This window comes from Blastomonas sp. AAP25, from assembly GCF_001295965.1.
GTDB classification, from domain to species: domain Bacteria; phylum Pseudomonadota; class Alphaproteobacteria; order Sphingomonadales; family Sphingomonadaceae; genus Blastomonas; species Blastomonas fulva.
Window position 1 is genome coordinate 15,948 of record NZ_LJHP01000002.1, and the last position, 21,152, is coordinate 37,099.

Genomic DNA, 21,152 nt, shown 5'->3' on the forward strand with positions numbered 1-21,152 from the left:
CGCCATCCGGTTTTCGGGCGGCGACCAAATTCGCATTCGGTTCGTCGCAAATCGACATGAAAGGGGCGCTTCCGGTCTCACGAAAGCGCCCCTGACACCAGCTAGCAGCTGTTTGAGCGGTTATGCAGCGGCAAAAAGCTCGGGTTCGAGCGCCATGATCGCCTCGGATCCCGCTTCGATCTTGCGGCGCAGCGCGCCGGCATCTGGCATGATCCGCTCAGCGAAGTAGCGCGCGGTCTTGAGCTTGGTTTCGTAGAACACGGCGTTGCCCGTGCCTGCATCGAGCGCGGCGATCGAAGCACGCATCATCCGCAGCCACATCAGGCCCAGCGCCACGATGCCCATGATGTGCATGTAGCTGTGCGCACCCGCGCCGACGTTGTTGGGGTTGGCCATGCCGTTCTGCATGAACCACATCGTCGCGGCCTTGAGCTCGCCCGCAGCCTTTTCGAGGCGGCTGGCGAAATCGGCGAGGCGTTCATCGCCCTTGGCTTCGGCGCATTCGCTGTCGAGGATGCCGAAGAAGGTCTGCACCGCGCGGCCACCATTCTGCGCGAGCTTACGACCGACAAGGTCCATCGCCTGCACGCCGTTGGTGCCTTCGTAGATCATCGCGATGCGGGCATCGCGGACATACTGTTCCATGCCCCATTCGGCGATATAGCCATGGCCGCCATAGACCTGCTGCATGTTGGTGGCGATCTCATAGCCCTTGTCGGTGCCGTAGCCCTTGATCACCGGGGTAAGCAGGCTGATGATGTCATCGGCAGCGACGCGCTCTTCTTCGGTCTGCGACTTGTGGGTCAGGTCGACCTGCAGTCCGCCCCACAGGATCAGCGCGCGCAGACCCTCGTTGATCGCCTTGGCTTCCATCAGCATGCGGCGGACATCGGGGTGGACGAACAGGGTGTCGGCCTTTTCGTTGGCATCCTGCGCACCGGTGAGCGCGCGGCCCTGGCGGCGATCACCGGCGTACTGCACCGCGTTCTGGTACGAAACTTCACCCATCGACAGGCCCTGCCCGCCGACGCCGAGGCGCGCGGCGTTCATCATGATGAACATCGCGGCGAGACCCTTGTTCTCTTCACCCACCAGATAGCCGGTCGCGCCGTCATAGTTCATCACGCAGGTCGAGTTGCCGTGAATGCCCATCTTGTGCTCGATTGATCCGCACGACACCGCGTTGCGCTCACCCAGCGAGCCGTCGTCGTTGACGAGGAACTTGGGCACAATGAACAGCGAGATGCCCTTGACGCTGTCGGGCGCATCGGGGGTCTTGGCGAGGACCAGATGAATGATGTTCTCGGTCAGGTCGTGTTCGCCCGACGAGATGAAGATCTTGGTACCAGTGATCGCGTAGGCACCGCCGGGCTGCGGCACCGCCTTGGTGCGGATGAGACCCAGGTCCGTTCCGCAATGCGGTTCGGTCAGGTTCATCGTGCCGCCCCATTTGCCGCTGATCATGTTGGGAGCGTACTTCTCCTTCTGCTCCTGGCTGCCCTTGGCGAGGATCGCCGAAACCGCGCCGTGGGTGAGGCCCGGGTACATGGCAAACGCCATGTTGCTCGACGACATGAACTCCTCGAACGCGATGCCTACGACATGCGGCATGCCCTGTCCGCCGAACTCTTCGGGCGCAGCCAGCGTGCCCCAGCCAGCTTCACAATACTGGTTATAGGCTTCCTTGAAGCCGTCGGGGGTGGTGACGGTGCCATCCGCGTGGCGGGTGCAGCCCTGCTGGTCGCCGACCTGGTTCAAGGGGAACAGCACTTCCTCGACGAACTTGCCGGCTTCCTCGAGCACGGCGGACAGCACGTCGGGCGCGGCGTTATCGAAGCCCGGCAGGTTGGAATATTTCTCGATCCCCAGAACCTCGGTCAGGATGAACTGGGTGTCGCGCACGGGGGCGGTGTACTTGGGCATGTCAATGTCCTCTCAAACAATGGCGATCAATGTTTCAGGCCAGTTGGGCCCGATCGGGGCGTGGTCCGTGAGGCAACCGCCCGCTGAGTGGTTGGCCGGTCAGGCCTGCTATCGTTAAGCCAGGTCTTCGCGGTCAACCCGCTCGACCATCTTCACGAATTGCGAAAGCTCCTGGATCGAGCTTTCGATATCCTTCTTCTGCTTGCGCATCAGCGCGATGCGTTCCTTGCAGCGCTGCAGCGTGACGCGGCGCTGTTCGCGCCGGCCGTCTCCGATGTCGTACAGATCGATCATCTCGCGGATTTCGCCGAGGCTGAAGCCCACATTCTTGGCGCGCATGATCCAGGCGAGCCGCGCACGATCGCGCTTGGAATAGACGCGGGTCAGACCCTTGCGCTCAGGAGCGATCAAGCCTTCGTCCTCGTAGAACCGCAGCGCGCGCGCGGTCACGCCGAATTCGTCCGAAAGATCGGAGATGGTATAGCTGTCCCGATTCTGCAGATCGGGAGTGTCGATGCGGCCAAGGGTAGAACGGTCGTGCATGGTGCTCGAGCTACATTCCCTTGACGTAAACGTCAAGCAAAATCAGCCAGCGCAAAGCCTGTCGAGCGAACGGCCGCGAGCACTGCCGGCGGCCCGGTCCCCCGGCTCGACCAGCGCGAAGGATGCCCCCGCAAGGCTCGCACGATCGCTGCAGACGGCAAGGCATCCAGGCGGAAGGCTGCCCGGCAGCGCGAGCCCGGTGCCATCGAAGTGCGCGGTAAAGCTGCACCCGCGGACCGCATTGCCCTTGGCGCTGCGATCGAGGCTGATCCTGGCCTGCTCGCCGGCAAGGCTGGCCGAGCCTTGCGCCTCGCACTGGCTCGATCCGCCAAAGGTCACCAGCACGCCCACCGTATAGCCACCCTGCCGGTCGCCGCGCGCGCAAAAGGCATCGCTGCCGGTACCGCCGGTGTCGGCAAAGCTGCCCGCAAGATCCATGATTTCGGGATCGACGATCACGCCCGCCTCGATGGCTGCGGCGTCGAGCGGTGTCACTGCGGCCGCGTCATCCCCGGCCTTGGTTTCGCTGCACCCGGCCAGCACCAGGCAGGCAAGAGCAGCGCGCCGGATCACGCAATCCGCTCCAGCGTGCCGTCGGGCGTCACCTTGCGATAGAAGCATGAAGGCGCGCCGGTGTGGCAGGTGGGCCCAGCCGGCGATGCCACCACCCACACCGCATCCTGATCGCAATCGATCCGCAGCTCGACCAGCTTGAGCACATGGCCCGAGGTCTCGCCTTTCTTCCAGAGGCTAGCGCGCGAGCGAGACCAGAAATGGACCTCCCCAGTTTCCAGCGTCAGCGCCAGCGCCTCTGCGTTCATGTGCGCGATCATCAGCAGCGCGCCGTTGGCCGCATCGGTGACCGCGGCGGTGATCAGCCCTGCGGCATCATATTTGGGGTCCAGGGCCAGCCCGGTCTCGCGCGGATTTGACATGGAACCCCGGTTAATCCCGCTTAAGCACCTGTGCAACACGGTTAACAATAAATGACCTGTGACAAATGCAAGACAAACCCCATATGGCTGCCTATAGGGGTGCCGAACCAGCCGGCTGCAACCGAATCGGGCGCGCGACATGATCACCACTCATCCTTTTGAAGACGACAAGCTGCGCGAGGAGTGCGGCGTTTTTGGCGTGGCAGGCGCCGTCGATGCGGCCGCTATGGTCGCGCTCGGCTTGCACGCGCTGCAGCACCGCGGCCAGGAAGCCGCGGGCATCAGCAGCTTTGACGGCCGCTTTTTCCACAACCACAAGGCGCTCGGCCATGTGGCGGGCAATTTCGATTCCGAAGACATCATGCGCTCGCTCAAGGGCGAATGGGCTATCGGCCATGTGCGTTATGCCACCACCGGCGAGACCGCGCTTCGCAACGTCCAGCCGCTCTATGCAGAGCTGGCCTCGGGCGGTTTTGCGATCGCACACAACGGCAACATCTCCAATGCGATGAAGCTGCGGCATGATCTGATCCGCACCGGATCGATCTTCCAGTCGACCTCGGATACCGAGACGATCATCCATCTGGTCGCGACATCGCGTTATCGCACGCTGCTCGACAAGTTCATCGATGCGCTCAAGCAGGTAGAGGGCGCCTATTCGCTGATCTGCCTGACCGACAGCGGGATGATCGCCTGCCGCGATCCGCTGGGCATCCGCCCGCTGGTGATGGGCAAGATCGGCGACACGGTGATCTTCGCGTCGGAAACCGTTGCACTCGATATCGTCGGCGCAGATTTCGTGCGCAGTGTCGATCCGGGCGAACTGGTGGTGGTCAGCGGCGGCGAGATCCGGTCGCACCGTCCGTTCGCGGAGAAGAACTCGCGGCCCTGTATCTTCGAGCATGTCTATTTCTCGCGCCCTGACTCGATCGTCGATGGTTCGTCGGTCTATACTGTGCGCAAGGCGATCGGCGCTCAGCTGGCGATCGAGAACCCAGTCGAGGCCGACCTTGTCGTCCCCGTACCCGACAGCGGCACTCCGGCCGCGATCGGTTATGCCCAGCAATCGGGACTGCCGTTCGAGCTCGGCATCATCCGCTCGCATTATGTCGGACGCACCTTCATCCAGCCTGGCGATGGCGTGCGGCATCTGGGCGTAAAATTGAAGCACAATGCCAATCGTCCGCTGATCGACGGCAAACGCATCGTGCTGATCGACGATTCGATCGTCCGCGGCACCACTTCGCTCAAGATCGTGCAGATGATGCGCGATGCGGGCGCGGCCGAGGTGCACATGCGCATCGCGAGCCCGCCGACGATGCACAGCTGCTTCTATGGCGTCGATACGCCCGAACGGTCCAAGCTGCTCGCCGCACAGAAGTCGATCGAGGAAATGCGCCAGTTCATCCAGGCCGACAGCCTGTCGTTCGTATCGATCAACGGCCTGTACCGAGCACTGGGGGAAGCCGAGCGGCTGGACAACAATCCGCGTTACTGCGACGCCTGCTTTACCGGCGACTATCCCACCACGCTTACCGATCTGGCAGAGCGCGACCAGCCCAACCAGCTGACATTGCTGGCCGAACGAGTCGCCGGCTGAGGACCCTTCGCGCATGACCGATAAGATTTTCGAAGGCCAGCTGGCCCTTGTCACCGGTGCCAGCCGCGGCATCGGCGCTGCCACCGCCAAGGCACTTGCCGCGCGCGGGGCGCATGTCATCCTCACCGGGCGCACCGCCAAGGATCTGGAAGCCGTCGAGGACGCGATCTTCGAGGCGGGCGGCAATGCCACGATCGCACCGCTGGATCTCAGCGATGGCGAAAGCATCGCGCGGCTCGCGGTGGCGATCGGCAGCCGCTGGGAGGCGCTCGACATCATGGTGCTCAACGCTGCTATGCTGGGCACATTGGGCCCGGTTCCGACCATCGATGGCGGCGAATTCAACCGGCTGATGACCCTGAACGTGCTGAGCGCACAGGCGATGATCGCGCATTTCGATGCGATGCTGCGCAAGAGCGGCCATGCCCGGGTGGTCGCGCTGACCAGCTCGGTCGGCGCCGCGCCGCGCGCCTTCTGGGGGGCCTATGGCGCTTCCAAGGCCGCGCTCGAGGTGCTGCTGCAATCCTATGGCGAGGAAATGCGCAACATCGGCAAGGTGCGTACCGCCATCGTCGACCCCGCCCGCACCCGCACTGCGATGCGCGCCAAGGCCTATCCGGGCGAAGACCCTGCAACGGTCAAGGAACCCGAGGCAGTGGCAGAAGCGATCGCTGACCTGCTCGCCAGCGACTTCGAGACCAACCACCGGCTCGTTCTGCAGGGCTGATATCCCACCTCTTTTTTCTGATCTCTCCCCACCCTCTTGCGGGAGGGGTGGCTGAGACGCAGCCGGGATGGGCCTGAGGTCCGCTCCTTTTCAGGCCCACCCCGGCCCGGGAAGCCGGGCCTGCCCCTCCCGCACGTGGGAGTGGAGAACGGCTCGGAACCCCGCAGTTCGAGCATTTACCACCCTTCCCCTAAGGCGCGCGTAATCTGCGCGCATTATGACAATCCAAAATCGGCAAAGCCACAAATCGGTAATTGCTGCGTCGCACAAAAGTCGCCGGTTGGAGGCAATGGGCGAGCATTCACTCCAATGTCGAGGACATGCTCCAATGCGCTCACCTCTCTCCCATCGCCCCCTGCGGGCGTCGCTGCTCGCGCTCGCCACCGTGCTGGCCGCCAGCCCTGCACTGGCGCAGGACCAGACCGATGCCGATGCCCGCAACGACGACCTGATCATCGTCACCGCGCAGAAGCGCGAGCAGTCGATCAAGGACGTGCCGATCACCGTGTCGGCGATCAGCGGCGAGCAGATGGACAAGATCGGTATCGACGAGTTCGACGAGCTGTCGGCCTATATCCCTGGCTTGAACATCCAGGAGCAGAGCGCCAACAACCCCGGCTTCGTCATCCGCGGGATCACCTCGGACTCGGGCAGCGCGCAGGTCGCTCCGCGCGTGACGATCTATTTGAACGGCATCGACGTCTCGCGGTCGCGCGGATCGTATTTCGATCTATTCGATATCGAGCGGATCGAAGTCGTCAAAGGGCCGCAGGCGACCCTGTTCGGCACCGCAGCGACAATCGGCGCGATCTCGGTGGTTACCGCCAAGCCAGAACCCGGCTTCTCGGCTGACCTGCGCGGCAGCTACGGCAATTTCAACCTGTATGAAGGCCGCGCGATGATCAACGTCGGCAATGACAAGATCGCAGGCCGCATCGCCGCCTCCTACAAGAAGCGCGACGGCTATATCAGCAACATCGCCGGCGATGCCGGCACGGTTTCGGCCCGCACCGTGGGCCAGCAGCAGGACGACCTCAACGGCATCGATCAGTTTGCCGTTCGCGGATCGCTGCGCATCTGGCCGACGGCGGAAAGCACGATCGACTTCGTGTTCAACTATGAACAGCAGCGCAACCCCGGCACCGCGTTCAAGTCCGGGTCGATCGCGCCGACCGGCGGCACCACAAGCCCGTTCACCTTTGCCGAGCTGGGCGGAGCGCCTGCGGACCTCAGCCGGGCGATCCTGGGCCTTCCCGATCTCGGACTGAACCGTGAGGTCTACGACGCCAGCGTCACCTTCCAGACCCCGATGGGCGGCGGCTGGTCGCTCGCCTCGATCAGCGGCTATCGCAAGTTCGACAGCCTCGAGACCTTCGATGCCGATGGCAGCGCGCTGTTCTTCCTGGAATTCGCCGAAGACGCGCAGGGCGAGCAGTTCAGCCACGAAACCCGCTTCGCCTATGACAGCGACCGCCTGCGCGGATTCTTCGGCTTCAACGTGTTCCATGAAGAGGGCACGCAGGCTGTTCCCTTCCTGACTGATGAAGGTACCTATATCAGCTGCGCGCCGTTCCCGGCATTCGCACCGGTGCGCAACAATGTCGGCGCAGCCCTGGGCGTGGCGGGAGCCGCAACCTGTGGCGCGCTCAACAGCGCCAATCCGGCGCGCAACGCGACCGCGATCCTGACGCGCGGCGCAGCGACCGTGCTGCCCTATTCCAGCTCGTTCACCAATGGCGGCAAGAACACCACATTCTCGGTGTTCGCCGACATGACCTTCGATGTCACCGACCGGCTCGAGCTGTCGGCAGGCGTGCGCTATCTGTCCGAAGAGCGCGCCTCGACCTACACCGCCGTCCAGCCGGGCAGCCAGATCTTCGCGTCGCTTGGCGTGCGCGGCGTCTCTCTGCTGGGCGCTGCCGATACAGGCGGACAGGTGTTCCGGGTGAACGACAGCTTCGATGCATGGCTGCCGCGTTTCAACGCGCTGTACCGGATCAGCGACGCGGTCAACGTCTACGCCACCGTATCCAAGGGCCGCCGCGCGCCCGTGCTCAACCTCAGCGCGACTGCGACCGCTGCCGGGGCCGTCCCCAATTTCACGCTGGTGGCCGAAGAAAAGGTCTGGAACTATGAAGGCGGCGTCAAGGCCGCGTTCGGCGGGTTCACAGGCTCGATCGGCGCCTTCTACCAGGACTATTCCAACTTCCAGACCAGCTTCTTCAACCAGCAGGGCCAGGTCGTGCCGGTGAACGCGGGCAATGCCGGCAATTTCGGCGTGGAAGTCGAAGGTGCGCTGCGGATCGGCGACAATGTGCGGCTGTTTGCCAACTACGCGTTCATCGACGCCAAGATCGAATCGCCCAATCCGGCATTTCAGGACAACCGCTTCCGCCTGCAGTCCAAGCATACTGCAGCTGCGGGGATCGATGTCACGGTTCCGCTGGGCGAAGGCACCGAGCTGTTCCTGTTCCCGACAGTGACCTATTCGAGCAAGCAGTTCTTCGAAATCCCCAACACCGACCGGTTGAGCGAGAACGGATATCTGCTGGTCAATGCCCGTGCCGGGGTGCGCCTCGGCGATGGCAAATACGAAGTCACTGCCTTCGCCCGCAACCTCACCAACGAAGATTATCTGATCGACGCGGGCAACACCGGCGGCGCTTTCGGCACCGCGACCTTCATCGCCGGCGAACCGCGGTTGTATGGCGTGCAGGTGAGCGCGCGGTTCTGACCTTCTGTCTCCCCTCCCGCTTGCGGGAGGGGAGAGCCTTTACGGCGTCAGGACGGTGATCCCTCCCATATAGGGCACCAAAGCCTCGGGCACGCGGACAGAGCCATCAGCCTGCTGATAGTTCTCGACGATGGCAACCAGCGTGCGTCCGATGGCCAGCGCCGAGCCGTTGAGGGTGTGGACGAACTCGGTGCCCTTCTCGCCCTCGGGACGGTAGCGGGTGTTCATGCGGCGCGCCTGGTAGTCGCCGCAGTTGGAGATGCTGGCGATCTCGCGATAGGTGTTCTGCCCCGGCAACCAGACCTCGAGGTCGAAGGTCTTGCGGCTCGCCTGCCCCATGTCGCCGGCACACAGCAGCATCTTGCGATAGGGCAGCCCGAGCGCCTGCAGGATCGCTTCGGACGCCGCGCACATCCGTGCGTGCTCCATCTGCGAATGCTCGGGCGCGGCGATGGTGACGAGCTCGACCTTCTCGAACTGGTGCTGGCGGATCAGCCCGCGCGTATCGCGCCCGGCAGAGCCCGCTTCGGAGCGAAAGCATGGGGTCAGCGCGGTCAGCCGGATCGGCAGTTCGGCAGCGGTCAGGATCTGCTCGCGCACGCTGTTGGTGAGGCTCACCTCCGAGGTCGAGATCAGCCAGCGGCCGTCGGTGGTCTGGAACAGGTCCTCGGCGAACTTGGGCAGCTGGCCGACACCGAACACGGCTTCGTCGCGCACCAGATAGGGCGTTGCGCATTCATTGTAGCCGCGCTCGACCTGCGCATCGAGCATGAACTGCCCCAGCGCCCGGTTCATCCGCGCGATCCCGCCGCGCATGAAGGTGAAGCGGGCGCCGGCAATCTTCGCCGCGGTCTCGAAATCCATGCCCAGTGCAGGGCCGATATCGGCGTGCTCTTTGGGTTCGAAATCGAACTGCGGCAGATCGCCCCAGCGGCTGACCTCGACATTGCCCGCCTCGTCCAGGCCATCGGGAACATCGTCCGCAGGCAGGTTGGGCAGCAGCGCCAGCCGATCGGCCAGCGCCGCATCGCCGGTTCTGGCCAGCTCCTCCAGCTCGGTCAGCCGCGTCTTGAGCTCGGCGACCTCGGCCTTCAGCGCATCGGCCGTGGCAACATCCTTCTGCGCCATCGCCTGGCCGATCAGCTTCGATGCCTCGTTGCGGCGTGCCTGCGCGGTCTGCGATTCGTTGAGCGCCTCGCGCCGCCGCGCATCGAGCGCGATGATCTCGGCCGCCACAGGGTCGAGCCCCTTGCGCGCCAAAGCGGCGTCAAAGGCTTCGGGGTTTTCGCGGATGAATTTGATGTCATGCATGGGGCATGCCTATGCCCTGCCCGCCTGCCCCGATGCAATGCGCAATCGGAACAAAAAAAGGGCGACCTGGCCATGCCGGGTCGCCCGATGAATGCGGTGATCAGGCAGCGGTGACGGTCGCTGCCGGATGATCAGGCCGCATCGCGTTCTTTTGCTGCATCCTTGCGCTTGGCAAAGCGGCGACGTGCCGCCAGCGCGATCGCGCCTGCGCCGAACAGCAGGATGGCAGGCGGTGCCGGCACATCGGTGCCGCCGGTCGAGCTGGTGCCGCCGCTGGAGCTTGACGAGCTGCTCGACGAAGAGGACGACGAGCTGGAGCTGGACGAGCCCGACGATCCGGTGCTGCCGCTCGATCCGGTTGAACCCGACGAGCCGCTGCTGGTGCCGCCGAAGCTGGACGAGCTGCCCGTCGACGTCGCACCCGAGGAGGTGCTCGACGAGGAGGAGCTGGAAGAGCTGCTCGACGAAGACGAAGACCCGCTGGAGCCAGTTGATCCCGAAGAACCGCTGGAGCCCGAAGAACCGCTCGAGCCCGAGGATCCGGTCGAACCCGACGAACCGCTGGAACCAGACGAGCCACTGGAGCCAGACGAGCCACTGGAGCCCGATGATCCAGAAGAACCACTCGAGCCGGACGAACCCGACGAGCCGCTCGAGCCAGAAGACCCGCCCGAAGAGGCACCCGGCTTGCCCGGATACCCCGGCTTGCCGCCGCTGCCGCCCGAGGACGACGAGGACGAAGAAGAACTGGACGACGAAGAGCTCGACGAGGAGGAGCTGGAAGAGGACGAGCTGCTTGAGCTGACATTGCCCGACGAAGACGACACGTTACCCGAAGAGGACGAGACGTTACCCGACGACGACGACACATTGCCCGAGGAGGTGGATACGCCGCCGGTCGAAGTCGAGACACCGCCAGTCGAGGTGCTGACACCACCTGTCGAGGTCGACGTGCTGACGCCACCGGTCGAGGTGCTGACACCGCCGGTCGAGGTCGAAATGCCACCGGTGGAAATGTTGCCGCTGGACGTGCTGGTCGATCCGCCGGTGCTGGTGAAGCCGCCGGTTGAGCTGCTGGTCGATCCGCCGGTGCTGGTGAAACCGCCGGTGGAGGTGCTGGTCGATCCGGTCGAGGAGATCACGACACTGCCGCCGCCACCGCCGCCACCGCCGCCGAAGAAACCACCGAAGAAGCCGCCGCCAAAGCCGCCGCCGAAACCACCGCTGCCACCGACGACGACGGGGAAACCACCGCCACCGCCGCCACCGAAGCCGCCCGAATCCTGCGGAGCGGGTGCCGGATATGGGTACGGCAGCGGGATCGGCGCCTGCTGCGTGGTCACAGTCACCACCTGGGGCGCGACCCGCGTCGCAACCGGGGCGACGATGCGCCGAGTCCGCTTGATCTGACGAACCGGGCCTGCCTTGGCCAACTGGCGACCGCGAATCGGCTTGCTGGTCTTGGCCTGTCGATACTGCTTCACCTGCGCAGGCGGCGTATCCGCAACATGGACCGCGCCGCCGCCGATGATCGCACCGCCGCAGGTACAGGCGCACAATTTTGCCAAGGCCATCCGTACAGACATTGTGTTTTCTCTCTCAGACCAGGGAGGCTGCTTGCGACCGTCCGGAACCAAAACCGGGGTCGGGTCAGCATCCCGATATGCTAGGCAAGCCAGAACAAAGCGTTAATCTCAATGCTGTTAACCTTGATTTGACAATCTGTGCGACAAAAAACTGCGCCCATCCGGGGCATACCGCGCGCCCTGTCCCGATTTGGAACCATAATCTGCCGCGGAATTAACCGATATCAAGTCGCAGGCGTGCGAAGTGCCGCGCGGCCGAGGGTTGACGGTACGGCAACAACGGTTGCGATCGGGCCCTTGCAGATTCTCCCTGATTCTCCAGCTTTTGCAGCTTGTGTGGCCATTGCGCGCTGGCTATAGGCGCGATCAACATAAGGCCGACGGAATGTGTCCGACCTTGGGCGCGCACCGCCGGTTCTGCTATCCACCGGGAGCATCCAATGGCGTCCATCTCGACGGCGATCGACGATATCGATGTGCTGGCCAAGGCGCGCAAGAATATAGAAGGGGATTATTTCCCGTCTTCCGATGAAGACTATATGAGCGCGCGCCAGCTGGAATATTTCCGCGCTCTGCTGCAGGAATGGAAACGCTCCATCCTCGCGGCATCCAAGGATACCCTGCAGCAGCTTCAGGATGGCCCGATGCGTGAGCCCGACCTGAACGACCGCGCTTCCAGCGAGACCGACTGGGGCATCGAGCTTCGCACCCGGGACCGCCAGCGCAAGCTGATCGCCAAGATCGATTCCGCGCTCCGCCGTATCGACGAAGGCGAATATGGCTATTGCGAGGTCACCGGTGAACCCATCGGGCTTGGCCGTCTGGTCGCCCGTCCCATCGCCACGATGACGGTGGAAGCGCAGGAAGCCCATGAGCGCCGCGAAAAGATTTCCCGCGACGACTGATTTTTTTACATTCTGCGCTCGGGCTTAACCAATTGGCGACTATCGCCGGGCTATACCATCGGCACTCCATATCGCGCCAGCATCCGCGTCGCGGCCTGGAGCACCGAATGATTTTGCCTGCAAGCTGGACGCCAGAAAATGAACATGCCTCTCAGCCCGAAATCTCTTGAAACCAAAGAGACCCGCGCCCGGGACAGCCTGTTTCTGCTCGCGGAAATCACGTTCGAAGGATCGGAAGAGCTCCACAAGGTGAAGGTGCGCAACCTTTCGCCCGGTGGGATGATGGTCGAATCGGACCTCGAAGTCACCCAGGGACAGAAGCTGGTGGCGACACTGCGCAACATCGGCGTGGTGCGCGGCCAGATCGCATGGGCACGCAGCGCACGGTTCGGCGTCGCGTTCGATCGCGAGATCAACCCCAAGCTGGCACGCCAGCCGGTGGGTGGCACGACCGAGGTTCCGCGCTTCTTGCGGACGATCGTCGCCACCAGTCCTTCCTACCCCCGCTAACCTCGCCGCGACGCCATCGGGCGCGGATCAATCATTGGCAGCCCCGGGCAGCTCGTGGTTCTGCGCGCCGACGCATTGCGGCGCCAGTCGCTGGTTGACCGGACTGCCGGCAAAGGCGATCGGGTGACGCAGGGTGCGGTAATCCCCGATATGCGGCGCATGCGCATCCATGAAGAACCCCGTCGCTGCCAGATGCGGATCGCTCGGCACATCCTCGATCCGGTTGAAGCGCATGGCCGGGATGTCTTCCTTGTCGAGCAATTCCACCCATTCGTCTGTGGTCTTGGTCGCGGCAACCTCCTCGATGATCGCATACAGATCACCGGTGTGCCTGGTTCGCTCCTCATAGGTTGAAAATCGCGGATCCTGGAACACGCCGGGGCGGCCGCCGATCTCGAAGAAGCGTTCCCATTGCCGGTCGACATAAGGGACGATCGCAATGAAGCCGTCCTTGGTCGGATACGGACGGCGCCGCGGGTTCATCGATCGGGTGTAACCGAACTTGCCGTCGCCGGGGAAAGTCTGGCCGTACAGATTCTCCACCATGTTGAAGAAGGTGAAGCATTCGAACATCGGCACCGATACGAACTGGCCGTGCCCGGTTCGCTCCTTGTGCACCAGCGCTGCAAGCGTGGCGGTGGTGGCGAACAGGCCGACGGTCTTGTCCGCGACCAGCGAGGGCGTGTACGAAGGATCGCCGCCCGAGCGCTTAGCATACAGGTCCGCCCAGCCCGATGCCGCCTGTACCAGATCGTCATAGGCCTGTCGCTTGGCATAGGGGCCTTCGGCACCATAGCCGCAGCAATGGATGTAGATGATGCCAGGGTTGATGGCCTTGACCGACTCGTAATCGAGCCCAAGCCTCGCCATCCCCGCCATGCGGACATTGTGGAAGAAGACGTCCGCGTCCCTTAGCAATGTCTCCAGCTGCGCCTTGCCGAGCATGTCGCGGCCATCGATGGTCACCGCTTTCTTGTTGCGGTTCAGCGCCATGAAGATTGGGCCGAGATCGCCGGTCGGTGACGACCCGGCATAGCGCATCATGTCGCCGCTATGGCTGCCGCCGCGGTTCTCCACCTTGATGACATCCGCACCCATGTCCGCGAGCATCAGCGTGGCCAGCGGTCCCATCACCACGCTCGACATATCCAGCACACGCACCCCGGCCAGAGGCCCGGTCGCTGCAATTTCACTCGTCTTCCAGATCGATTCCGCCATGCAAGGCTCCTGCTCAGTCAATTGTCAGATATTGTGTCACTAATTTACAACAGTTCGCCCCATACCCGCCGAAAACATCCAGATTCGAGACGATTCGGGAGACACTTCGCAATTGCAGCATTGCGAATACCCCCGATACTGGGGTAAATTGATGTTTCGAGTTCAGGGGTGGCTCGACGAGGGAATGCGGGTCGCACCGTTTCCGTTGGGGGCAAAATGGTACTGAGCTTGTTTGAAAGCGCCGAACAGCGGCGCAAGGATGATCGCGAACTCGACACGATCCACAAGAAATATGGCGACACCACCGTCGACGTATTGGATGCGCGTGCACGCGACGAAAGTCTGACCGATCGCGAGCGCAAGCATTGGTCGCGGTTGCTGCGCAAGGCGCGGCAACGGTTTCGCGATTGACCGGAGGGTGAGGCAGGCATCTGCCTCACCGCCTCTGATCGAAACGTCGGCCGATCATCGTGCTGGCAATGTTGACCTGCTGCAAATCGATCGCGCGCCCGGCGATGCCCCAGCCCCAGGCATCATGCATCCGCCGCTCCATGGGATATTGCGTGGAATAACCAAAGCCACCCAACAGTAGCGCCGCCTTGCCGGTCACGGACCGGGCGATCTGGTTGGCGAAGCTTTTGGCGGACGAACTGTCGAGGATCGACGGCAGGCCCTGGTCCGAATTCGCCGCGGAACGCCGCACCGCATCGCGGAGCGCTACCTGATCGTCCGAAAGATTGAAATCCATCTCCGCATCCCTTTAACCGATCGGTTAACTAAGGGATGCGGGAGAATGCGCGCCGGGTCAATCACCAGTTGTGACAGCCTGCCCCGAAGCGCCGACCAATGCGTCAGTCCCCAGTGAGGATACGGTCGACCAGCTGCTTGACCGTGGGCACAAAGCCGTTCGAATAGAACGGGTCGGTGCCGAAATTGTAGGCGGCGTGCCCTGCGAACATCAGGTTCTTGTCGACATCCTCGCCATGCGCGATGTTCTGCAGCGCCTTCTGGATACAGAAGCTTCGCGGATCGGCGAGATAGCCGGTCGAGTTGTTGTCATGGTCCTTCCACGACGAAAAGGCGCAGTGCGACAGGCAGCCCATGCAATCGGTCTGGTCCTTGCGGATCTCAGCTCGCTCTTCGGGGGTGCAGAACACCAATGTGTTGTCGGGCGTCTTGAGCGCGGTGGTGAAGCCTTGCGCGTCCCAGCGGCGCGCGCGCTGCAGGTCGGTGGGCGTGACCCAGAAGTTCTTGCCCTTCACCCCGACATCGAGCTGCGACGTGTGTTCGCCCGCGGTCTCGGTCGAGAACGGGATCTGCCGCTCGGAACGGGCCTCCAGGCTGCGCAGGAACGGGTTGCGCACCGCGCTCGAGTAAAAGCCGGTGGGGCTGAACTTGTGCAGCAGGACATCGCCCGGCTTGATCTTGGTGAGCTCGTCCTTCCACCCCTTCGGGATCGGGCTTTCCTGGGTCAGTAGCGGACGGGTGCCGAACTGGAACGAGATCGCGCCCAGTTCGGGATTGTCGATCCAGTTCTCCCAGTCGCGCAGGAACCAGACCCCGCCTGCCATCACGATCTGCACATCTTCCGACACGCCCTCGGCGCGCATCGTCTCGCGCAGCGCGGCGACGCGCGGATAGGGATCCTGCGGCACGCGAGGGTCCTCGGCGTTGGACAGGCCGTTGTGCCCGCCCGCCAGCCAGGGATCTTCATAGACCACCGCCGCCATCAGATCGGCATATTTGTGGTAGGCGCGCTTCCACAGCGCGCGAAAGGCGCGGGCCGAGCTGACGATCGGCAGATAGCTGACATTGTACTGCGCCGCGATCTCGGACAATTTGTAGGGCATGCCCGCACCGCAGGTAACGCCTGCCACCATGCCACGCGTCTGTTCCAGAATGCCGTGCAGGATCGGCTGCGCGCCGCCCATTTCCCACAGCACATTGATGTTGATCGCGCCCTGGCCCCCGGAGATTTCATACGCCCGGCGGACCTGCTCGACACCGCCTGCGATGCCGTAGCGGATCAGCTCCTCGTGGCGCTCGGCGCGGGTGCGGCCGTGATAGATCTGCGGGATGACGTTGCCGTTTTCGTCATAGCTGTCAGCGTTCACCGCCGATACGGTGCCGATGCCGCCTGCTGCCGCCCATGCGCCGGAGCTTGCATGGTTGGTGGCGGAAACACCCTTGCCACCCTCGATCAGCGGCCAGACTTCGCGTCCGCCATAGACAATCGGCTTCAAACCCTTGAACACGTAATAGCTCCCACATTAGCGCAGCCGTATAAGCATGCTGCGCAGCAAATGCCCAATAAAAACGCTTCCGGGACGATCGCGTTGCCCCCGCGGCTCAGCGTTGCGCGCATCCCTTGATGCTGGCGGGATCCGGCGCCGGGCCCACCGCTTCGAACCGCGCAAAATAGCCTGCGATATCCGGCTTTTCGATGAATTCGACCAGCTTGTACCCGACCGCCTCGAACTCGCAGAACAGCAGCTTGGGGGGAATGCCATGGCGGTTGGTCGGCCGATCGACATCGACCACGATCACCTGCCCACCCTTTTTCAGCGCAGGCCGCATCCGCCAGATGAACGCATAGGGCTCGGTCACCTCATGGTACATATGCACCATGAAGATGCGGTCGAAGCTCTTTTCCGGAAGCCGGGGATCGTCGATATCGCCGGGCTTGATCGAGACATTGTCCAGCCGTTCGCGCTCGACGCGGGTGCCCAGTCGCTTGAGCGCTGAATCATCGATATCCTGCGCGAGCACCCTGCCCTCCCGGGCCACCCGTTCGGCCAGCCGCACAGTGTAATACCCGTTGCCCGCGCCGATATCGGCGACGGTCATGCCCGGCGCAACGCCTGCCAGATCCATGACGGTGCTGGCCTCGTTGCGATCGTCGCGCGCTTCCTCGTTGGAAAACTCGTTGCTGACCACGCCTGCCACCGCCCGATCGGCCCGCGGAAAGGCGCGCGCGGTTTCTGGCCGGTCGCTCTGGTCACCCGATGCCGGCTGGCAGGCGGTAAGCCCTGCTGTTACCAGCAACAGCCCAGCCCACCGACCGAACCGGTCAGTCGACATCTTCGACGTCCACCTTCTCGCCGGTTACCTTCTGCGACAGCGCCGCTGCCATGAACGGATCGAGCGCGCCATCGAGCACATCGCCCGGCGCGGTGGAGGTCACCCCGGTGCGCAGATCCTTCACAAGCTGATAGGGCTGCAGCACATAGGAGCGGATCTGGTGGCCCCAGCCGATCTCGGTCTTTGCGGCGTATTCGCCTGAAGCCTCGGCCTCGCGCTTCTGCATCTCGGCCTCGTACATCCGGGCCTTGAGCATGTTCATCGCGGTAGCGCGGTTCTTGTGCTGCGACCGGTCGCTCTGGCTGGCGACGATGATACCGCTGGGCACATGGGTGATGCGCACCGCCGAATCGGTGGTGTTGACGTGCTGTCCGCCCGCGCCCGATGCGCGATAGGTATCGATCTTGAGATCGCTTTCCTTGATGTCGATCTCGAAGCTGTCGTCGATCACCGGATAGACCCAGACGCTCGAGAAGCTGGTATGGCGCCGCGCCGAGCTGTCATAAGGCGAGATCCGCACCAGCCGGTGCACGCCGCTTTCGGTCTTGGCAAAGCCATAGGCGTTCTCGCCCTTGATCAGCAGCGTCGCGGACTTGATGCCCGCCTGTTCGCCCGCGTGATAATCGACCAGTTCGACCTTGTATCCGCGCCGCTCGGCCCAGCGCGAATACATGCGCTGCAGCATTTCGGCCCAGTCCTGGCTCTCGGTGCCGCCTGCGCCTGCATGGACCTCCAGATAGGTGTCGTAGCTGTCGGCCTCGCCCGCGAGCAGCGCCTGCACCTTGTCGCGCTCGGCGCGCTCGGCCAGCGCCTTCAGGCTCGCAAGCCCTTCGGCGACCGTCTCATCATCGCCCTCGGCCTCGCCCAGCTCGACAAACTCGATCGCATCGGACATTTCCGCGGTGATCTCGTTCACGGTGCCGATCGCCTGTTCCAGCCGGCGCCGTTCGCGCATCACCTCTTCGGCGCCCTTGGGGTCGTTCCACAAGGTCGGGTCCTCGACGCGCGCGTTGAGCTCGTCGAGCCGGCGCAGCGCGCGGTCCCAATCCAGAAACTTGCGGACCAGCGCCAGTGCGGCGTTGATGGTGTCAATATGGGCCTGCCCTTCGGCACGCATGGGGTCACTCCTGATGTATTTGGTCCCGCGCTCTAGCTGAAAGCCGGGCAATCGCAAAGCCCTGCGCGGTATGCGTGATTGATCTTGGCCCGGCAGCCCCTAGATTGGCTGAATGCACGGCACCCCCGGCCCGGTAACGATCGATCTGACCATGCTGATGCGCGCCTATGCCATCGGTATCTTCCCGATGGCCGATGCCCGAGACGATGTCGATGTTTTCTGGGTGGAGCCGGAAATGCGGGCGATCCTGCCGCTGGATAGCTTCCACCTGTCGAAATCCCTGAAGAAGGTGATCCGCTCCGACCGCTTCACTGTCACTTGCAACCGCGCCTTTGGCGAGGTCATCGCGTTGTGCGCCGAATCCGCCGACGGACGCGAGCAGACCTGGATCAACCGCACGATCGAGGCGAGCTTCATCGCGCTGCACAACCAGGGCCGCGCGCACAGCATCGAATGCTGGCAGGGTGGCGCGCTGGTCGGGGGGCTGTACGGTGTCGAGATCGGCCGGGCGTTCTGCGGCGAAAGCATGTTCAGCCGCGCCACCGATGCCAGCAAGGTAGCGCTCGCCTGGCTGGTCGCCAGCATGCGCAAGGGCGGGCTTCGCCTGCTCGACTGCCAGTTCATCACCCCGCATCTCAAGTCGCTGGGCGCGGTCGAGATCCCGCAGGCCGATTATCTCAAGCTGCTGGGCGATGCGATCAGCGAATCGCCGTTCGCGCCGCCGCGCGTGCAGCGCCCGCATCCGGTGATGCCGGGGACTTATTCGGTATCGGTCGACGGTGTCGTTGGCGCCGGAGCCGATTCGGGGCTGGTCGCCGGATTTTCCGCATTGGCAGGGGCGGATGCCGCGGGCCTTGCCGCAGGTGCGCCCTCTTCTTCCAGCGGTGCATCCTCGCCTGGATACTCCATCGCGCAGTTCTTGACCCAGACATCATAGATCGGGTGCTCGACGACGTTGAGCGACGGCGATTCCTTGAACACCCAGCCGGAGAAAACCCGCTTCCAGACCGGATCGGACGAGCGGGTTTCGCGGTGCTGGACCAGCAATTGAACGAACGCGCCGGTTTCGGGGACCGGCTCCCACGGCGCGGTGCGCTCGCACGCCGACAACCGGACGATCGCATCGCCGATGCGCCGCGATTCGCCGGGCTTCATTTCGAGATCCCGGGTTTCGCCGTTGCGCTTGTTGAGAAAGGCGATCGTCGCGACGCGCTCGGCCATCGGCGTAGCTTCGCCTTCGACAAGCGCAACCGGCGCACGAACCTGCGCCTTTGGCGCAGCCTTGGACTGAGCCTGGGTCTTGCTGCCCGGCATCAGCCGATCGCCAAACTGCGACCAGCCGTAAACGCCTGCCCCGAGGGGCGCGGCGACCAGAATGACGATGGCGATGATTCGCCCGCGCGTCACGCCTCGGGAGTCCACGCTTCATAGTCGCCAGTCGCCGCAGCGCGCACCCCGCCCCGGTCGAGCGAGCCTGCAGGGCGATAGGCACCGGTGGTTCCAGTCAGGTTGGGGACATAGTCCTTTTCCCATATGCGCGGGGGCGGGAGATGGCTTTCGGGTACCGCATCATAGCTGTTGTGCAACCAGCCATGCCATTCGGAAGGCACCCGGCTCGCATCATTGGCGCCCTTGTACAGCACCCACCGGCGCTCCTTCTGGCCCTTTTTGGGCTTGGAGCGGAAATAGGTGTTGCCCTGATGGTCCTCGCCGACCTTCTCGCCGTTCAGGGCGCTGAACAGATGCGTGCCGACGGTTGCGCCGTCCCACCAGGTGAAGATTTTTCCCAATAGTCCCATGGCAGCCCGCTTAATGCGTGGGAGCGGAAAGGGGAAGATGGTTTTGCATCGCTTGCGCCCGCTTTATTGTCCGGGCTGCCGCGTGCCGGGCGAAATTTTACAGACGCCAGATGTGGGTGAAGCGGGACAGCATGGCCATCCCGCTTCCGTCCACAGGTGCGACCCTTGGGGATCAAGGTCGTGGGGGGGCCTGGCGCCCCCGGGCGAATGTTCAGCCGGCCAGCGCCATCTGCTTGTCGCTGACAAGCCGGTGCATGGCCTTTTGCAGCTTTTCGAAAGCGCGCACCTCGATCTGGCGCACGCGTTCGCGGCTGACATTGTAGACCTGGCTCAGTTCCTCGAGCGTCTTGGGGTCATCGACCAGACGCCGTTCGTTGAGAATGTGCCGCTCGCGCTCGTTCAGCGCCTGCAGCGCCTCGCCCAGCATTTCGTGCCGCATCGATGCTTCCTGCGCATCGGCGACAGCAACGTCCTGCAAAGGCGCATCGTCGGTCAGCCAATCCATCCACTGGCCGTCGCCATCCTCGCGCATCGAGACGTTGAGCGACGCATCGCCCCCCATCGCCATGCGGCGGTTCATGTTGACAACTTCGGTTTCAGACACGCCCAGCTTGGTCGCGATAGTCGTCACGTCGTCGGGATGCAGATCGCCATCCTCGAACGCACGCAGGTTGTTCTTCATCCGGCGAAGGTTGAAGAACAGCTTCTTCTGCGCGGCGGTGGTGCCCATCTTGACGAGGCTCCAGCTGCGCAGGATGTATTCCTGGATCGATGCCTTGATCCACCACATCGCATAGGTCGCGAGGCGGAAGCCACGATCCGGCTCGAATTTCTTCACCCCCTGCATCAGGCCGATATTGCCTTCGGAGATCAGCTCGCTGACCGGCAGGCCATAGCCGCGGTAGCCCATCGCGATCTTCGCGACGAGACGCAGGTGCGAGGTGACAAGCTGCGCGGCAGCCTCAGGATCCTGATGTTCCTGATAGCGTTTGGCGAGCATGTATTCCTGCTCGGGCTTGAGCAGCGGATATTTCCGGATTTCGGTGAGATAACGGTTCAGGCTCGCCTCTCCGCCAAGGGCGGGGATGGTGGCCGGGACACTTCTGGTCGCGCTCATGTTTTCCCTTTCTGCCAATCCGTTTTTCGGGCCTCGAAGGAGCGCC

General features: G+C 63.5%; 20 protein-coding genes and 1 pseudogene. 8 read left to right on the top strand and 13 right to left on the bottom strand.

Translation table 11 applies throughout. The features are described from left to right. Window positions 1-120: 120 nt before the first annotated feature. The 4 genes from IP68_RS01850 to hisI all read right to left on the bottom strand — a co-directional run bounded on the left by IP68_RS01850 (window position 121) and on the right by hisI (window position 3,401). Window positions 121-1,923 (bottom strand): acyl-CoA dehydrogenase C-terminal domain-containing protein, encoded by a 1,803-nt coding sequence (locus IP68_RS01850; RefSeq protein ID WP_054133272.1) that lies wholly within the window; start codon window positions 1,921-1,923, stop codon window positions 121-123. Between the two features lie 114 nt (window positions 1,924-2,037). Beyond that, a complete protein-coding gene (locus IP68_RS01855) occupies window positions 2,038-2,466 on the bottom strand; it encodes a MerR family DNA-binding transcriptional regulator (RefSeq protein ID WP_054133273.1) in 429 nt (142 codons plus the stop codon). Window positions 2,467-2,508: 42 nt separating this feature from the next. Then, window positions 2,509-3,039 (bottom strand): hypothetical protein, encoded by a 531-nt coding sequence (locus IP68_RS01860; RefSeq protein ID WP_054133274.1) that lies wholly within the window; start codon window positions 3,037-3,039, stop codon window positions 2,509-2,511. After that, window positions 3,036-3,401, bottom strand: coding sequence for a phosphoribosyl-AMP cyclohydrolase (gene hisI, locus IP68_RS01865; protein WP_054133275.1), 366 nt, complete (start codon window positions 3,399-3,401; stop codon window positions 3,036-3,038). Before hisI ends, IP68_RS01860 begins: the two co-directional genes overlap by 4 nt. Before the next feature lie 139 nt (window positions 3,402-3,540). Between hisI and purF the strand changes: the two genes are divergently transcribed. The 3 genes from purF to IP68_RS01880 all read left to right on the top strand — a co-directional run bounded on the left by purF (window position 3,541) and on the right by IP68_RS01880 (window position 8,462). Further along, window positions 3,541-5,001, top strand: coding sequence for an amidophosphoribosyltransferase (purF, locus tag IP68_RS01870; RefSeq protein WP_054133276.1), 1,461 nt, complete (start codon window positions 3,541-3,543; stop codon window positions 4,999-5,001). Between the two features lie 13 nt (window positions 5,002-5,014). Continuing rightward, the gene (locus IP68_RS01875) at window positions 5,015-5,728 is read left to right on the top strand and encodes an SDR family NAD(P)-dependent oxidoreductase (RefSeq protein WP_054133277.1); all 714 of its coding nucleotides are present in this window, start codon (window positions 5,015-5,017) and stop codon (window positions 5,726-5,728) included. Between the two features lie 328 nt (window positions 5,729-6,056). After that, window positions 6,057-8,462, top strand: coding sequence for a TonB-dependent receptor (locus IP68_RS01880; protein WP_054133278.1), 2,406 nt, complete (start codon window positions 6,057-6,059; stop codon window positions 8,460-8,462). A 39-nt stretch (window positions 8,463-8,501) separates the two neighbouring features. Here IP68_RS01880 and serS read toward each other — a convergent pair whose 3' ends face one another. Then, window positions 8,502-9,773, bottom strand: coding sequence for a serine--tRNA ligase (serS, locus tag IP68_RS01885; protein ID WP_054133279.1), 1,272 nt, complete (start codon window positions 9,771-9,773; stop codon window positions 8,502-8,504). Window positions 9,774-9,941: 168 nt separating this feature from the next. On the opposite strand from serS, the gene IP68_RS20555 reads away from it, so the two are divergent. The 3 genes from IP68_RS20555 to IP68_RS01900 all read left to right on the top strand — a co-directional run bounded on the left by IP68_RS20555 (window position 9,942) and on the right by IP68_RS01900 (window position 12,774). After that, window positions 9,942-11,183 carry a hypothetical protein gene (locus IP68_RS20555; RefSeq protein ID WP_231683620.1) on the top strand — a complete coding sequence of 414 codons (1,242 nt, stop codon included), beginning with the start codon at window positions 9,942-9,944 and terminating at the stop codon, window positions 11,181-11,183. A gap of 616 nt (window positions 11,184-11,799) precedes the next feature. Beyond that, window positions 11,800-12,264: an RNA polymerase-binding protein DksA gene (dksA, locus tag IP68_RS01895; RefSeq protein ID WP_171900161.1), complete on the top strand. Its 465-nt coding sequence runs from the start codon at window positions 11,800-11,802 to the stop codon at window positions 12,262-12,264. Window positions 12,265-12,402: 138 nt separating this feature from the next. Then, entirely contained in the window at window positions 12,403-12,774 is a 372-nt protein-coding gene (locus IP68_RS01900; RefSeq protein ID WP_054133280.1) for a PilZ domain-containing protein, read from the top strand. A gap of 27 nt (window positions 12,775-12,801) precedes the next feature. Here the strand turns inward: IP68_RS01900 and IP68_RS01905 are convergent, their stop codons facing one another. Further along, complete coding sequence (locus IP68_RS01905; RefSeq protein WP_054133281.1) at window positions 12,802-13,992, bottom strand: CaiB/BaiF CoA-transferase family protein; 1,191 nt, start codon at window positions 13,990-13,992, stop codon at window positions 12,802-12,804. 216 nt (window positions 13,993-14,208) lie between these two features. On the opposite strand from IP68_RS01905, the gene IP68_RS01910 reads away from it, so the two are divergent. Then, entirely contained in the window at window positions 14,209-14,403 is a 195-nt protein-coding gene (locus IP68_RS01910) for a hypothetical protein (protein WP_054133282.1), read from the top strand. 25 nt (window positions 14,404-14,428) lie between these two features. Here IP68_RS01910 and IP68_RS01915 read toward each other — a convergent pair whose 3' ends face one another. The 4 genes from IP68_RS01915 to prfB form a co-directional block, all read right to left on the bottom strand. Continuing rightward, window positions 14,429-14,740, bottom strand: coding sequence for an acyl-CoA dehydrogenase family protein (locus IP68_RS01915; protein ID WP_054133283.1), 312 nt, complete (start codon window positions 14,738-14,740; stop codon window positions 14,429-14,431). 103 nt (window positions 14,741-14,843) lie between these two features. Then, a complete protein-coding gene (locus tag IP68_RS01920) occupies window positions 14,844-16,247 on the bottom strand; it encodes a nitronate monooxygenase family protein (protein WP_054133284.1) in 1,404 nt (467 codons plus the stop codon). Window positions 16,248-16,341: 94 nt separating this feature from the next. Then, entirely contained in the window at window positions 16,342-17,073 is a 732-nt protein-coding gene (locus tag IP68_RS01925; protein ID WP_054133285.1) for a class I SAM-dependent methyltransferase, read from the bottom strand. Next, window positions 17,063-18,190, bottom strand: a complete 1,128-nt coding sequence (prfB, locus tag IP68_RS01930; RefSeq protein ID WP_054133286.1) for a peptide chain release factor 2 — start codon at window positions 18,188-18,190, stop codon at window positions 17,063-17,065. Before prfB ends, IP68_RS01925 begins: the two co-directional genes overlap by 11 nt. Window positions 18,191-18,302: 112 nt before the next feature. On the opposite strand from prfB, the gene aat reads away from it, so the two are divergent. After that, window positions 18,303-19,127 carry a leucyl/phenylalanyl-tRNA--protein transferase gene (gene aat, locus IP68_RS01935; RefSeq protein WP_054133287.1) on the top strand — a complete coding sequence of 275 codons (825 nt, stop codon included), beginning with the start codon at window positions 18,303-18,305 and terminating at the stop codon, window positions 19,125-19,127. Between the two features lie 35 nt (window positions 19,128-19,162). On the opposite strand, the pseudogene IP68_RS20795 reads toward aat, so the two are convergent. The 3 genes and pseudogenes from IP68_RS20795 to rpoH all read right to left on the bottom strand — a co-directional run. Next, window positions 19,163-19,504 (bottom strand): annotated as a pseudogene (locus IP68_RS20795) (DUF2155 domain-containing protein); the annotation flags it as partial. Window positions 19,505-19,593: 89 nt separating this feature from the next. Next, window positions 19,594-19,989 (bottom strand): NADH:ubiquinone oxidoreductase subunit NDUFA12, encoded by a 396-nt coding sequence (locus tag IP68_RS01945; RefSeq protein WP_054133289.1) that lies wholly within the window; start codon window positions 19,987-19,989, stop codon window positions 19,594-19,596. A gap of 211 nt (window positions 19,990-20,200) precedes the next feature. Then, a complete protein-coding gene (gene rpoH / locus IP68_RS01950; RefSeq protein ID WP_054133290.1) occupies window positions 20,201-21,106 on the bottom strand; it encodes an RNA polymerase sigma factor RpoH in 906 nt (301 codons plus the stop codon). Window positions 21,107-21,152 lie beyond the last annotated feature (46 nt).

Coding starts and splice junctions, on each gene's coding strand:
- IP68_RS01880 (WP_054133278.1), top strand. CDS start 6,057: ATGCGCTCACCTCTCTCCCATCGCCCCCTGCGGGCGTCGCTGCTCGCG.
- hisI (WP_054133275.1), bottom strand. CDS start 3,401: ATGTCAAATCCGCGCGAGACCGGGCTGGCCCTGGACCCCAAATATGAT.
- rpoH (WP_054133290.1), bottom strand. CDS start 21,106: ATGAGCGCGACCAGAAGTGTCCCGGCCACCATCCCCGCCCTTGGCGGA.
- prfB (WP_054133286.1), bottom strand. CDS start 18,190: ATGCGTGCCGAAGGGCAGGCCCATATTGACACCATCAACGCCGCACTG.
- IP68_RS01905 (WP_054133281.1), bottom strand. CDS start 13,992: ATGGCGGAATCGATCTGGAAGACGAGTGAAATTGCAGCGACCGGGCCT.
- IP68_RS01945 (WP_054133289.1), bottom strand. CDS start 19,989: ATGGGACTATTGGGAAAAATCTTCACCTGGTGGGACGGCGCAACCGTC.
- IP68_RS01855 (WP_054133273.1), bottom strand. CDS start 2,466: ATGCACGACCGTTCTACCCTTGGCCGCATCGACACTCCCGATCTGCAG.
- dksA (WP_171900161.1), top strand. CDS start 11,800: ATGGCGTCCATCTCGACGGCGATCGACGATATCGATGTGCTGGCCAAG.
- aat (WP_054133287.1), top strand. CDS start 18,303: ATGCACGGCACCCCCGGCCCGGTAACGATCGATCTGACCATGCTGATG.
- IP68_RS01910 (WP_054133282.1), top strand. CDS start 14,209: ATGGTACTGAGCTTGTTTGAAAGCGCCGAACAGCGGCGCAAGGATGAT.
- IP68_RS01875 (WP_054133277.1), top strand. CDS start 5,015: ATGACCGATAAGATTTTCGAAGGCCAGCTGGCCCTTGTCACCGGTGCC.
- purF (WP_054133276.1), top strand. CDS start 3,541: ATGATCACCACTCATCCTTTTGAAGACGACAAGCTGCGCGAGGAGTGC.
- IP68_RS01915 (WP_054133283.1), bottom strand. CDS start 14,740: ATGGATTTCAATCTTTCGGACGATCAGGTAGCGCTCCGCGATGCGGTG.
- serS (WP_054133279.1), bottom strand. CDS start 9,773: ATGCATGACATCAAATTCATCCGCGAAAACCCCGAAGCCTTTGACGCC.
- IP68_RS01850 (WP_054133272.1), bottom strand. CDS start 1,923: ATGCCCAAGTACACCGCCCCCGTGCGCGACACCCAGTTCATCCTGACC.
- IP68_RS01900 (WP_054133280.1), top strand. CDS start 12,403: ATGAACATGCCTCTCAGCCCGAAATCTCTTGAAACCAAAGAGACCCGC.
- IP68_RS01925 (WP_054133285.1), bottom strand. CDS start 17,073: ATGTCGACTGACCGGTTCGGTCGGTGGGCTGGGCTGTTGCTGGTAACA.